This is a genomic window from Comamonas sp. DB36 (genome assembly GCF_057914905.1).
In genome coordinates this window covers 3,491,451-3,504,969 of record NZ_CP196631.1, presented here as the reverse complement: position 1 = coordinate 3,504,969, position 13,519 = coordinate 3,491,451, and the positions used below count along the sequence as shown (strand labels likewise).

Genomic DNA, 13,519 nt, shown 5'->3' with positions numbered 1-13,519 from the left:
GCAAGGGCAGGGTGGTGCCCGAGGGGCTCCCTGGCCGCGCCGCTGCATGTCTGTCTTTTGGCGGCCGCGCCCTTGCCCCGATGACGGCGGCCATCAAGGTCCAGGGCTGGTGCCCTACCGCCTGGCAGCCCATGCGCGCCCAGGACGGCTGGATGGTGCGCGTGCGCCCGCACTGCGCCGCGCTCAGCGCCGCGCAATGGCGCGTGCTTGCGGACCTGGCCCTGGCCCATGCCCACCCCCAGATCGAGTTGACGCGGCTGGGCAATGTGCAGCTGCGCGGCGTGGGCGAATCCGAACTGGAGACGGTGCGCGCCCGGCTGATTGCCGCGCGGCTGGTGCCCGAAGACGCCGACGCCGATCTCGCGCCGGCCGTGCATTGCACGCCGCTGTATGCCGCAGGTGACGCGACGCATGCACTGGCCCGGACGCTGTCGCTGGCGGCGGTGCAGCGCCTGAGCCCGCAGGCGCTGGCGCGCCAGGGACTGGCCGCGCTGCCCGGCAAGTTCGGGCTGCTGGTCGACGACCCGGCGCGGCGCATGCAGGCCACGGGAGCGGACCTGCAGCTGTGGGTCAGCGCGGACCGGGGCTATGGGCTGGCGCTGGCAGATTCCACGCCCTGGTATTGCTTTGCGCAGGCCGAACAGGCCGTGGATGCCGCGGTCGAGATCGCGGCGTGGTTTGCGGCCGAACGCATGGCGCTGGCGCCCGCACCCACGCGTTTGCGCGCTCTGCTCGCGCACCGTACGCCGCCGCTGCCTGCATTGCAGATGGCGCCTTGGCGCGCGGCGGGCGCAGGTTTCTGCGCAGCGCTGGCACCTGGCCTGCATTCAGTCCATGGCCGCGTCATCGCCGCGCCGCTGGGCCGCATAGCCGCGGCGGAAATGTCGGAACTGGCGGTGCAGTTGCCTGCGGACGCCGAGATCCGCGTCACACCCTGGCGTTCGCTGCTGCTGCCCTGGGACGCGATGGCGCCTGCCGCGCCGCTCGATGCCGCGCATTGGATCACCCAGGCCGACGATGCGCGCCTGCGCGTCTCGGCCTGCACCGGCGCGCCGCGCTGCGCCCAGGGCCACGCGCCGGCGCAGACCCTGGCGCTGGCACTGGCCGCCCAGGTGCCGCCAGACACCCACCTTCATGTCAGCGGCTGCGCCAAGTGCTGCGCGCTGTCGGCGGATGCGACCGCCGTGATCGTCGCGCGCCTGGACGCTGGCGGTGCGCCGCGGCTGGACCTGGGCCGCGCCGACCAGCGCAGCGATTCGCGCACCCCGATTTCCTGGCCGGCGTCCACCGACGCGCCGGCAAACCTAAAAAAACTATTACATGACCTATACCTATGAGATGCGCGGTGACGAGATCTACCGCCAGTCGTTCAGCATCATCCGCCGCGAAGCCGATCTCGCGCGCTTCACTGCGCTCGAAGAGCGCGTGGCCTGCCGCATGATCCATGCCGCGGGCATGGTGGAGCTGGCCGCGCATATCCATTTCTCGGCCGATTTCGCCGCGGCCGCCGAGGCCGCGCTGCTGCGCGGCGCGCCCGTTCTGTGCGACGCGCGCATGGTCAGCGAAGGCATCACGCGCAAGCGCCTGCCGGCCGACAACGCCGTGATCTGCACGCTGCAGGACCCGCGCGTCGTGGGCCTGGCCGCCGAAATGGGCAATACGCGCAGCGCCGCAGCGCTCGAACTGTGGCGCGAGCATCTCGAAGGCGCGGTGGTGGCGATCGGCAATGCGCCCACGGCCTTGTTCCATCTGCTCAACATGCTCGAAGACCCGGCCTGTCCGCGGCCCGCGGCCATCATCGGCTGCCCGGTGGGCTTCGTGGGCGCGGCCGAGTCCAAGGACGCGCTGCGCGCCTGGGGCCGGATTCCGTTTGCCATCGTGCAGGGCCGCCTGGGCGGCTCGGCAATCACCGTTGCCGCCGTGAACGCGCTGGCCACGCCGGTCGAGTGAAGGGGCTGCCATGAACCGCGGAAAGATCGTCTGCGTCGGGCTGGGCCCGGGCGACCCCGAAATGATGAGCGTCAAGGCCGACCGCCTGCTGCGCAATGCGCGCCATGTGGCCTACTTCCGCAAGCGCGGCCATCCGGGCAAGGCGCGCCAGCTGGTCGACGGCATGCTGCACGCCGAAGTCACCGAGTACCCCATGGAGTACCCGCTGACCACCGAGATTCCGCACAACGACCCGCGCTATATCGCCCAGCTGTCGGACTTCTATCTCGACTGGCAGTCGCGGTTGACGGAAATGACGCGCAGCGAGGATGTGATCGTGCTGTGCGAGGGCGATCCGTTCCTCTACGGCTCGTTCATGCACCTGTACGTGCGCCTGCGCCAGGCGGGCGAGGTGCCGGTCGAAGTGCTGGCCGGCATTCCGGGCATGGTCGGCTGCTGGCATGCAACCGGCATTCCCATCACCTGGGGCGACGATGTGCTCAGCGTGCTGCCCGGCACCTTGCCCGACGCGCCGCTGCGCGAACACATGGCGCGCTCGGACGCGCTGGTGATCATGAAGGTCGGCCGGCATCTGGGCCGCATACGCGCGCTGCTGACCGAGCAGGGCAAGCTGGACCAGGCCTGGCTGGTGATCAACGGCACCATGGCCGACCAGCAGGTCATGCGCCTGGCCGAAGCGCCCGAGCGCTGTCCGTATTTCTCCATCGTGATCGTGCACGGCCAGGGCCGGCGCCCGGCCAACGACATGTGAGGCACGCCCGATGAACCATTCTGCAGCCGCGCGCGCCAGCCTGCGCATCGTGGGCCTGGGTCCGGGCGACGACGCGCTCATCACCGACCAGGTGCGCGCCAGCATTGCCGCGGCCACCGATGCGTTTGGCTATTTTCCGTATATCGAACGCCTGCAGGGCCTGGGCCATCTGCAGCTGCATGCCAGCGACAACCGCGAGGAACTCGAGCGCGCGCGCGCCGCGCTCGATCTCGCCGCCCAGGGCCGCCAGGTGCTGATGCTGTCTTCGGGCGATCCCGGCGTGTTTGCCATGGCCAGCGCCGTCTTTGAAGTGCTGGAAGGGGCGACGCCCGATCAGCAGCGGCGCTGGGCCGCGGTCGAGGTCGAGGTCCAGCCCGGCATCACGGCCATGCTGGCCGCGGCCGCGCGCCTGGGCGCGCCGCTGGGCCATGATTTCTGCTGCATCAATCTTTCGGACAACCTCAAGCCGGCGGCGGTGATAGAGCGGCGCATTCGCCTGGCCGCGCAGGCGGATTTCGCCATGGCGTTCTACAACCCCTGCTCGAAATCACGGCCCGAAGGCTTCAGCCGCGCGCTGCAGGCGTTGAAAGATGAATGCGAGCCCGAGCGCCTGATCTGCTTTGCGCGCAACGTGAGCCGGCCCGACGAGACGCTCAAGGTCGTGGCGCTGGCCGCGGCCACGCCCGAGATGGCCGACATGCGCACCGTGGTGATTGTCGGCAACCGCCTGACGCGCCGGGTGGGCCGCCATGTCTATACGCCGCGCAGCTACCACCATGCGTGAAGCGTCAACGCTGGCTGGTCAGCCACTGCATCGCCTGCTGCGGCATTTCGCAGCGCAGGCGTGCGGGCAGCAGGGGACGGTCCACCATGATGACCGGCAGGCCCCGTTCGCGTGCCGCCTCGATCTTGGCGTAGGTATCGGCGCCGCCGGCGTTCTTGCTGATGATGCAGTCGATCGCATGGCGCTGCAGCAGCGCGCGCTCGTCGTCGAGCGCAAACGGCCCGCGCGCGACCAGCAGCGTGCAGCGCGCGGCGGGCAGCGGCAAGGCTTCATCGGTCTGGTCGATCACGCGCAGCACGAAATGGTGGTCTGCCGCCCGGGGCGCGAATGCCGCCAGCTGCTTGCGGCCTATGGCCAGAAAAACGCGTGGCATCTGCGGCGTCAGTGCCAGCGCTGCGGCGTCCATGTCGGCCACATGCAGCCACTGGTCGCCGGGGCTGGCCTGCCAGGCCGGGCGCTCCATGGCCAGCAGCGGAATGCCCAGCGCGGCGCAGGCATCGATGGCATTGCGGCTCATCTGCGCGGCAAACGGGTGGGTTGCGTCTATCACATGGCTGATGCGCTGCGCCTGCAGATACTGCACCAGGCCTTGGACGCCGCCAAAGCCGCCGACGCGTGTGGGCAGGGGGGGCGTGCGGCGCGTGCGCGTCACGCCCGCGTACGAGTAGGTCGCCGCCACGCCCGCGGCCTGCAGCTGCGTCGCGAGAACATGTGCATCCAACGTGCCGCCTAAGAGGAGAACCTGTGTCATGGCCAATCCCTGGCTTTCGATAATCGGTATTCACCCGTCGGGACTGGACGCCTTGAGCGCCGCGGCCCGCCGGGATCTGGATGATGCCAGCGTGGTGTTCGGCAGCCCGCGCCACCTGGAACTGGCCCAGGTCGGCGCGCGCGGCCAATTGTGGCCTGTGCCGTTCAGCGTCGCGCCCGTGCTGCGGCTGCGCGCGCAGACGCGCGTTGCCGTGCTGGTGTCGGGCGACCCGTTTCATTTCGGCGCGGGCGCGTCGCTGGCCAGGCATCTGCAGGTGGGCGAGTGGCGCAACCATCCGCAGCCGTCGACATTCTCCTGGATTGCGGGTGAGCTGGGCTGGTCGCAGGAGCAGATCCATTGCCTGGGCCTGCATGCGCGCAGCTTTGAACACCTGACGCCGCTGCTGGCCGAAGGCGAACGCTTCATCTGCCTGCTGCGCGACGGCGCCGCGGCGCAGGCCATCGCGGCCTGGCTGCAGCAGCATGGCTGGGGCGCGAGCCGCATGTGGCTGGTGTCGCAGGCCGGCAGCGAGGCCCAGCGTATCCGCGCGGGAACAGCCGGGGAACTTGCGCTGGGCCTGGTCGAGACGCCGGTGGCCGCGCCCGTGGCCGCGGCGTTCGAGGCCGGCGGCGGCAATGGTTTCGTGCAGGTGCCGGGCCGCAGCATCGATGCTTTCCTGCACGACGGCCAGATCACCAAGAGCCCGGTGCGCGCGCTGACGCTGGCGCTGCTTGCGCCGCGCACGGGCGAGTTGCTGTGGGATCTGGGCGCGGGCTCGGGTTCGGTGTCCGTCGAATGGTGCCTCGCGGGCGGCAAGGCCCTGTGCGTGGAGCAGCATGCCGAACGCGCGGCGCGCATTGCCCAGAACGCCGCGCGCTATGCCGTGGAGCTGCAGGTGCTGCAGGGCGATTCGCTGGCGCTGCTGGACACCCTGGGACCTGCGCCGCAGGCGGTGTTTGTCGGCGGCGGCTTCGACCGCGCGCTGTTCGATGCGCTGCGCGCGCGGCTGAGCGCGCCCTGGCGCCTGGTGGTCAATGCCGTGGCGCTGGAAACCCAGGCGCTGCTGATGGACCTGCACCGCGTGCATGGCGGCCAGCTGCTGCAGCTGCAGTGGAGCGAAGCCCAGCCGCTGGGCCGCATGCAGTCGTGGAATGCGGCGCGACCCGTGGTGCAGTGGGCCTGGAATCCATGACAGCGTGGTTTGCGGGCTGGGGTTTTCGCGCCGCGGCGCAGCAGGCCTCGTTTGCCGATTGCTGGGCCCAGGCCTGCGCCCTGCTGGCGCCGGGCCTATGCACCTTTGCGCTGCTTGAATCCAGGCGCCAGACGCCGGCCTGGGCGGCGTTTCATGCGTGGGCCGCCGGGGCCGTGCCGCATGCCGCATTGCAGGCCTGGCCAGAAAGCGCGATTGCGCGGATCGCCACGCCGTCGCTGTCGCCGCGCCTCGTGGGCCGCTTTGCGACCGGCAGCGTCAGCGAAGCGCTGGCGCTGCATGCGGCGCGCAGCCAGGCCGGCTCGCCGGCGCCGCAGATCACGCTGGTGCTGCGGCGTGTCGTGTCCGTAGACCGGCAGGCCACGCTGGCCGTTGCACGACTCGACTGGCCTTCCCGAATTTTGGAAACAGGAGTTCCTTTGTGACCGTTCATTTCATAGGCGCCGGTCCCGGCGCCGCCGACCTCATCACCGTGCGCGGGCGCGATCTGCTGGCTGCCAGCCCGGTCTGCCTGTACGCGGGCTCGCTGGTGCCCACCGAGCTGCTCGCGCATTGCCCGCCGGGCGCGCGCCTGGTCAACACCGCGCCGCTGTCACTGGAAGACATCGTTGCCGAAATGCGTGCCGCCCATGGCCAGGGCCAGGACGTGGCGCGTCTGCATTCGGGCGATCTGAGCATCTGGTCGGCCATGGGCGAGCAGCTGCGCTGCCTGCGCGAGCACGACATTCCCTATACGGTCACGCCCGGCGTGCCCTCGTTCAGCGCGGCGGCCGCGGCGCTCGAGGCCGAACTGACGCTGCCGGGATCGTGCCAGACGGTGGTGCTCACGCGCACCTCGGGCCGGGCCTCCAGCATGCCCAGCGGCGAGACGCTCGCGGCCTTCGCGGCCACGGGTGCGGTGCTGGCCATCCACCTGTCGGTGCACATGGCCGAGGAGGTGCAGCGCGAGCTGCTCGCGCACTACGGCGCCGACTGCCCGGCGGCCATCGTCTGGCGTGCATCCTGGCCCGACGAGCTGGTGGTGCGCACGCGCGTGGACGAGCTTGCTGCGGCCGCCCAGGCGAATGCGCTGCAGCGCAGCGCCTTGATTCTCGTGGGCCGCACGCTGAGCCAGGAAGGCTTCGGCCTGAGCCGGCTCTACGCCAACGACTATGACCGGCGTTACCGGCCGCGCGGCGACGAGCCGCGCTTTCCCGCGGGACGAGAGGGCAGCTGATGCTGGAACTGTTTCTGGTCGGCATAGGCACCGGCAACCCCGATCACCTCACGCGCGAAGCCGAGAACGCCATTCGCGGCGCCGATCTGGTGCTGCTGCCGCACAAGGAAGACAACAAGGCCGAGCTGGCGCAGGTGCGGCTGGCGCTGCTGCAGCAGCTCGGCGTCGACGGCGGCAGGATTGCGCATTTCGACATGCCCCAGCGGCGCCAGACCGGCGACGATTACGACAACCAGGTCGATGAGTGGCATGACGCCATCGCGCGGCGCTGGCAGGCAAGCCTCGCGGCGCATCTGCCTTCGGGCGCGGGCCGCGTGCTGCTGCTGGTCTGGGGCGATCCGGCGCTCTACGACAGCACGCTGCGCATCGCTTCACGCCTGGGCCTGCGGTCCGAGCAGGTGAAGGTGGTGCCTGGCATCACCTCGATGCAGGTGCTGTGCAGCGCGCATGGCATTGCGCTCAACGAGATAGGCGCGCCGTTTCTGGTGACCACGGGCCGCCAGCTGCGCGACCATGGCTGGCCGCCTGGCGTCGACACGCTGGTCGTGATGCTCGACGGCCAGCGTTCCTATGAACAGGTGAGCGAGCCCGATGTCGAAATATGGTGGGGCGCCTATCTGGGCATGCCGCAGCAGATCCTGCTGCGCGGCCGGCTCGCACAGGTCGCGGCGCAGATCAGTGCCCGGCGCGCGCAGGCACGCCAGGCGCATGGCTGGATCATGGATATCTATCTGTTGCGCAGGCCGGGCAAGCGCAGCTGAAGGCCGCACCCACGGCGGCGTTCGAGACGCCATGGCTTCTTGACCCGCCGGTGCGTTCCGGGCGGCCATGCATGGATAATTGTTTTTTCCGTTGCGCCGAATGTTTTGCCCGGCCTTGCCATTTTCGTTTCGCCATGCCCCTCAGGAAACCTCATGTCTAAACGCCAGCGCGCCACCGAGCGCGACTTCGAAGTCATCACGCGGTTCTATGAGGTTGCAAGCTTCTGCGCACGCCAGACCACGGACCGGCCCGAGTGCCTCAAGCGCCTGCTGGAAGCCGCAAGTGAGCTGGTGGATGCCCATGCAGCGGCCTTGTACGTCTTCAGCCCGCCGTCCGAAGATCCCGAGTTCATGGCTTTCAATCTCGCCGCGCCTGCCGCTGCGCTGCTGAAGACGCCGCAGGCCGCGCATTGGGCTCAAGAGGTGGTGGCATCGCTGCACGATACGCATTTCCTCGCGCATGGCCTCGATGGCGCTGCGCCGCAGGGCGGCGAACAGGCCGCTGCGCTGCCCTGGCTGGGGCTGTCGCGCCAGGCCGGGTGGCAGACCGTGGTGGCCTTGCCGCTGCGCAATCGCGCCGGCGTGCTGCTGGGCATGCTGGCGATGTTCTACCCCTACGAGCAGCCGCCCGGCGAAGTCGAATTCCGTCTGCTCAAGCTGCTTGCCCACCAGATGGGCGACTATCTGGAGCGGCATGCGATACAGCAGGCCGTGGCGCAGAGCGAGGAGCGTTTTCGCAGCTTTCTCGGTGCGACCTCGGATGTGGTCTACCGCATGGGTCCCGACTGGGCCGAAATGCGCCATCTCAAAGGCCAGGAATTCCTGCGCGACACCGAGGCGCCCACGGACCGCTGGCTCGATCTGTACATCCCGCGGGAAGACCAGGCCGTGGTCTCGCTGGCGGTGCGCGACGCGGTGCAGCGCAAGGGCGTGTTCGAGCTCGAGCACCGCGTGATCCGCGTCGACGGCACCATAGGCTGGACGCATTCCCGGGCGGTTCCGGTGCTCGACGACAACGGCGAAGTGATCGAGTGGTTTGGCGCCGCCAGCGACATCAGCTCGCGCAAATGCGCGGAGCAGGCGATGCGCGTCAGCCAGCAGCGCTACCACACGCTGTTCGATTCCATCGACGAAGGCTACTGCGTGATCCGCATGGAATTTGACGCCGACGGCAACGGCCGCGACTACACCTTCCTCGAAGTCAACCAAGCGTTCGAGCGGCACACGGGCATCAGCGACGCCGTCGGCCGCTCCATGCTGTCGATTGCGCCCGAGCATGAGCGCTGGTGGTTCGAGGTCTACGGCCATATCGCCAAGACCGGCGAGTCCCGGCGCTTCGAGCTGCCAGCCGAAGCGCTGCAGCGCCACTACGATGTCTATGCGTTTCGCATAGGAGCGCCCGAAGACTGCCAGGTGGCCGTGCTGTTCAACGATGTCTCGCAGCGCAAGCGCCAGGAGGCGCAGTTGCGCGAAGTGGACCGGCGCAAGGACGAGTTCCTCGCAATTCTCGCGCATGAACTGCGCAACCCGTTGGCGCCGGTGCGCAGCGGCCTGCAGGTGCTGCAGCTGTCGCAGGGCGACCCACAGACCGCGGCCCACCTTGTGCCGCTGCTGCAAAGGCAGGTGGACCACATGGTTCGCCTGGTCGACGATCTGCTCGAAGTCTCGCGCATCGCGGGCGGCAAGGTGGAGCTGCGGCCCGAAGCCGTGAACGTGAGCGATGCGCTGCGCAGCGCGCTCGAGACCAGCCGGCCGCAACTCGACGCCGGGCAGCACCATTTTTCGCTCGATCTCCCGGACGAGATCCTGACCGTGCATGCCGACCCGGTGCGGCTGTCGCAGATCATCGCCAATCTGCTGAACAACGCTGCCAAGTACACCGATCAGTGCGGGCGCATCGCGCTGCGCGCGCGGCGAGATGGCAGCGATGTGCTGATCGTCGTCGAAGACAACGGCCGGGGCATTGCGCATGACATGCTGCCGCGCATTTTCGATTTGTTTGCCCAGTCGCCGCAGACATCCAATCTGGCGCAAGGCGGCATCGGTGTGGGCCTGACGCTGGTGCGCAGCCTGGTGGAGATGCAGGGCGGCCAGGTGGACGCCCGCAGCGAAGGGCCCGGCCTGGGCAGCGTCTTCACGGTGCGGCTGCCGCTGCACGCCACGCCGGCCGCCGCCGCGCCCGATCCGGCTCCAGACGCGAGCTACGCGACCGAAGCGACCGATGGAATGGAGCGCAAACGCGTGCTCGTGGTCGACGACAACGTCGACGCGGCCGAGGGGCTGCGCATGCTGCTGGAACTGATGGGCATGGATGCGCGCGCCGCGTATGACGGCGCTGCCGGCCTGGTCGCCACCGCGGAATTCGCACCCCATCTGGTCTTCCTCGACATCGGCATGCCGGGCATGGACGGTTTTGAATTCGCGCGTCGCGTGCGCGCCGAGAACACGCCTTGCCCGACCCTCGTGGCCGTCAGCGGCTGGGGCCAGCAGGATGACCGCCGGCGCTCGCGCGAGGCGGGCATCGATAGCCACCTGGTCAAGCCCGTGGGGATGGACGAGCTGCAGGAAGTGCTATTGCGCCTGCAGTGAGTGCAGGCTGCCAAGTGCCAGGGGCCTGCCCGACGCAGCGGCCGCTGGCGGGCGGCGCAGGACCGGGTGGGCGGCCAGGCCGGCGCCTGCGCGCAGCCTGGGTGCAAAGGTCCAATAGGTTGTATGTGTTCCTGCGAGTCGAGTTTGAGAGACCGGGAGTTGCCACGCCACCAGAACCCTCAAGGAACTTGGCCAGATGAAGATCACCTGCCAGCGGAGTCCAGGCGCCCGATGGCCGAAGGCGGTGCCGTGTCTGTCGGTGTAGCATGCGCAGCGCGCGCGTCTGGATATGCTCGGTCTCTGCCGGTGGGGGAGCTCTATCCTTGTTCAGGCCGTTTAGTTTGTTGCGCTTAGGAGTGCCAGGTCGCCGAGTGCGTGGCTGTGGGTGGCTTGCATCGCAGGTTTTTTCGCTTTTCTCATTCGGTTCATGTCTTTTCGCTTCACTGATTCACCTCCTGGCGAGTCTTCTCGCTCGCGTGCCAGAACATCCCTGGCCATCATCATCGGCATTTGCTTCTTTGTGTTCGCTACCGGTGTGTACTGGGCCACGCTTCTGGCCAGTCACAAATACATGCAGCGTTACACGCAGGAGCAGACGTGGCTGCGGGTCACCCAGATGTCCCATGCTATTTCCGCGCATGTCGGGGCCATGCTTTCGGGCCTGGACTATTCCCTGGGAGAGATGGCCCGCGATTTTGAGTCTGGCGATCCTCTGGCGTTTGAACGCGCCGTGGCCAGCGTTCAAGGGGCGTACCCACCCGGAACCATCGTGCAGGTGTCCGTGGTGGACGCGCAGGGACATGTGGTGTATTCGAGCCTGGAAGACTCGGCACGCTCCACGTCGCCGATCTCGGTCGTCGACCGCGAGCATTTCCAGGCGCATCTCAAAGGCTTGACCCAGGGCACCTTTATAGGGCGTCCCGTGCAGGGGCGCGTTTCCCGGCAGTGGAGCATTCAACTCAGTCGCGCCCTGCAACGCCAGGGCCAATTCGCGGGCGTGCTGGTGCTGTCGCTGTCTCCGGAGTATCTGTCCCGGCAGTTGCAGGCCATCTTTGATCACCCGCGCGACGTGATCTTGCTGCTGCGCGAGGATGGAACCTACCTGGCGCGCTCTCAACAGCAAGACCGGGTCCTGGGGAGAGGGCTGTCCGCCGAGCGGATGGCGCTGTTTGCCCCCGATCTCCCGGAAGGCCACTACGAAGCGCTGTCCGAGGTTGACGGCATACAGCGCCTGTACGCTTGGACCCGGGTGGGCGGCTTTCCCGTCATGGTGAGCGCCGGGCTGGATCGTCAAGCGGCCTTCGGTCCGTTGAATGACACCATAAGTCAAAGCCTTTGGCGCAATGGCGCAGGCACCTTGCTGATTTTCGCCGGCGCCTTGCTGACCGCATGGCTGGCACTTCAGCGCTGGCGCCAGGAGGATCAGCGCATACAAGCCGAGCAGAGGTTCATGCACCTGTCGCAGGAGGTGCCCGGAGGTCTGTTCCAGTATCGCGTGGACTCCGCAGGAGGGCATGTCCTGCCGTTCACCAATCCCGGTTTCTACGCCATGCACTGCATTGATGGCCCGGGTGCGCGCGAAAAGCTGGCGCGCTTGGCGCAGCGCATCCACAAGGAGGATCTGCGTGCGCTGCGGGAGTCTATCGACGCAGCGGTGCGCGGCCGAAGCGCCTGGGCGCACAAGTACCGTGTCAAATGTCCCGATGGCGCCACGCATTGGCTCCAGGGCCACGCCAGGCCGCAACTGTTCAAGGACGGTTCGGTGCTGTGGCATGGCTATATCCTGGATGTCACGCAGGACGAGATTCTGCGCGAAGCGCTGCGCCGCGGCGAGGAGCGGCTGCGGCTGACGATTGGCGCGGCGCGCGATGGACTGTGGCAATGGGATTGCATTCAGGATGTGGTGCTCTGGGACGCGCGGTGCTACGAAATGCTGGGCATGCCAGATCAGTCCATGGGCGCATTCACGTTGGCCGATTTCTTGCAGTGCCTGCATCCGGCGGATCAGTCACGCGTGCAGTCGCTGCTCAAGCGGCACCTGGAGAATGGCGAGCCGTTCCGCGTGGAGATGCGCATGCGCCACGCCAATGGCACGTGGCGATGGATGGAGTCGCGCGGAGAGGTCACCCAGCGCGCGCAAGGTGGGCAGGCCTTGCGGGTGATGGGAATGCATTCCGATATCCATGAACGGGTGGAGCAGGCCTATATGGTGCGCGCGCTGCTTGAGCGCGGCACGGCCGTGGTACTGGTGGCCAGCCACAAAAGGGACATAGTCTATGCCAATGGCCGTGCCGCCAAGGTCTTTGGCATTCCGGCGGGCGCGCAGTCGCCGCTTTCCTCTTTCCGCGCGCTGCACGCATCGAGCGAGAGCTTCGAGCGCTTCGCTGCAGTGTACGAATGCCTACAGCTTCAGGGAACCGTGCGCACTGAGTGGGCGATGCAGGTCGCAGGCGGGCGCCTGTGCTGGTTCGACATGCAGGCAACCCTGCTGGATCCCGAGGATCCCGACGGCAACGTGATCTGGACGCTGTTCGATATCGATGCGCGCCACCAGGCGGAAAAAGAACTTCAGCAGGCACAACAGCGCATGGAGGCCATCATTGAGCACTTCCCCTCGGGCATCCTGGTGACAGAGGGCAGTGGGCAGAAGATAGTGGCCATCAACAAGATGCTGGTGGCGATGTTTGATCTTGCGCTGGGCGTATCTGATCTGGTTGGCAATACGACGCAGGTGCTGCTGCCCCATCTGCCCGCCGCGATGGCGCAGGCTTTGGCGCAGGATGCGCAGGAGAACGCCAACGCGTGCGCCGCGGGCGAGGGACGGGTGATACATGCATTGCCCGATGGCCGGCACATACAGATTGAACAGCTGCCGCTGCGCACGCAGTGCGGCCTGCTCGGATGCTGCTGGGTTTTCCATGACGTCTCGGACTACAAACTGCGCGAGACGCAACTCGAGGCGCTGGCATCCACGGACGCCCTGACGGGCGCCCATAATCGCCGGGCGTTCATTGGCCGGATGGAGTCCGAACTGGAGCGTTTGCGGCTGGGACTTGGCCGACCATCGGCCCTGATCATGCTGGATATCGACCACTTCAAGCATGTGAACGATACTTATGGCCATGCCGTGGGCGACGAGGTGCTCAAGCACCTGGTGATTGCGTTGTCCAAGGAGCTGCGCAAGGACGATATGCTGGGACGCCTGGGGGGCGAGGAATTCGCCGTATTGCTCACCGATGTCGACCAACAAGCCGCGTTCCGGCGGGCGGAAAACCTGCGCGAGACGGTGGCGCATCTTGCCGTGGCCGTGCAAGGGCAGGAGCCGATTCGATTCACGGTGAGCCTGGGCGTGTGCCCCATGGGCGAGCGTGATTCATCGGTTGAGCGCTGCCTTGAGCGGGCAGATGCGGCGATGTATTACTCAAAGCGAAACGGGCGCAATCGGACGACTTATTGGACACCGCAGACGCCAGTCGTGCTTGAGGCGAAATGAAAGATCGGGCGCCC

11 protein-coding genes are annotated in these 13,519 nt (G+C 67.6%); 10 read left to right on the top strand and 1 reads right to left on the bottom strand.

Going from position 1 to position 13,519, the window contains the following annotated elements; genetic code table 11:
- Positions 1-80 precede the first annotated feature (80 nt).
- From ACSVDO_RS16395 to cobJ, 4 genes are read left to right on the top strand one after another with little or no spacing between them, the layout of a single operon-like run.
- The gene (locus ACSVDO_RS16395; protein WP_489593438.1) at positions 81-1,337 is read left to right on the top strand and encodes a nitrite reductase; all 1,257 of its coding nucleotides are present in this window, start codon (positions 81-83) and stop codon (positions 1,335-1,337) included.
- Complete coding sequence (locus ACSVDO_RS16390) at positions 1,321-1,950, top strand: precorrin-8X methylmutase (protein ID WP_489593436.1); 630 nt, start codon at positions 1,321-1,323, stop codon at positions 1,948-1,950. Before ACSVDO_RS16395 ends, ACSVDO_RS16390 begins: the two co-directional genes overlap by 17 nt.
- 10 nt (positions 1,951-1,960) lie before the next feature.
- The gene (cobI, locus tag ACSVDO_RS16385) at positions 1,961-2,701 is read left to right on the top strand and encodes a precorrin-2 C(20)-methyltransferase (RefSeq protein WP_332536827.1); all 741 of its coding nucleotides are present in this window, start codon (positions 1,961-1,963) and stop codon (positions 2,699-2,701) included.
- A 10-nt stretch (positions 2,702-2,711) separates the two neighbouring features.
- Complete coding sequence (gene cobJ / locus ACSVDO_RS16380) at positions 2,712-3,485, top strand: precorrin-3B C(17)-methyltransferase (RefSeq protein WP_489593434.1); 774 nt, start codon at positions 2,712-2,714, stop codon at positions 3,483-3,485.
- A gap of 4 nt (positions 3,486-3,489) precedes the next feature.
- On the opposite strand, the gene ACSVDO_RS16375 is transcribed toward cobJ, so the two are convergent.
- Complete coding sequence (locus tag ACSVDO_RS16375) at positions 3,490-4,236, bottom strand: cobalt-precorrin-6A reductase (RefSeq protein WP_489593432.1); 747 nt, start codon at positions 4,234-4,236, stop codon at positions 3,490-3,492.
- Between ACSVDO_RS16375 and cbiE the strand changes: the two genes are divergently transcribed.
- From cbiE to ACSVDO_RS16345, 6 genes are all read left to right on the top strand, one after another.
- Entirely contained in the window at positions 4,235-5,428 is a 1,194-nt protein-coding gene (gene cbiE, locus ACSVDO_RS16370; protein WP_489593430.1) for a precorrin-6y C5,15-methyltransferase (decarboxylating) subunit CbiE, read from the top strand. The genes ACSVDO_RS16375 and cbiE overlap by 2 nt on opposite strands.
- A complete protein-coding gene (locus ACSVDO_RS16365) occupies positions 5,425-5,871 on the top strand; it encodes a cobalamin biosynthesis protein (RefSeq protein ID WP_489593428.1) in 447 nt (148 codons plus the stop codon). The genes cbiE and ACSVDO_RS16365 overlap by 4 nt, the downstream gene beginning before the upstream one ends.
- Positions 5,868-6,662 (top strand): precorrin-4 C(11)-methyltransferase, encoded by a 795-nt coding sequence (cobM, locus tag ACSVDO_RS16360; protein ID WP_489593426.1) that lies wholly within the window; start codon positions 5,868-5,870, stop codon positions 6,660-6,662. Before ACSVDO_RS16365 ends, cobM begins: the two co-directional genes overlap by 4 nt.
- The gene (gene cobF / locus ACSVDO_RS16355) at positions 6,662-7,423 is read left to right on the top strand and encodes a precorrin-6A synthase (deacetylating) (RefSeq protein ID WP_489593425.1); all 762 of its coding nucleotides are present in this window, start codon (positions 6,662-6,664) and stop codon (positions 7,421-7,423) included. The genes cobM and cobF overlap by 1 nt, the downstream gene beginning before the upstream one ends.
- A gap of 153 nt (positions 7,424-7,576) precedes the next feature.
- Entirely contained in the window at positions 7,577-10,012 is a 2,436-nt protein-coding gene (locus tag ACSVDO_RS16350; RefSeq protein ID WP_489593423.1) for a hybrid sensor histidine kinase/response regulator, read from the top strand.
- 427 nt (positions 10,013-10,439) lie between these two features.
- Positions 10,440-13,505, top strand: coding sequence for a diguanylate cyclase (locus tag ACSVDO_RS16345; RefSeq protein ID WP_489593421.1), 3,066 nt, complete (start codon positions 10,440-10,442; stop codon positions 13,503-13,505).
- Positions 13,506-13,519 lie beyond the last annotated feature (14 nt).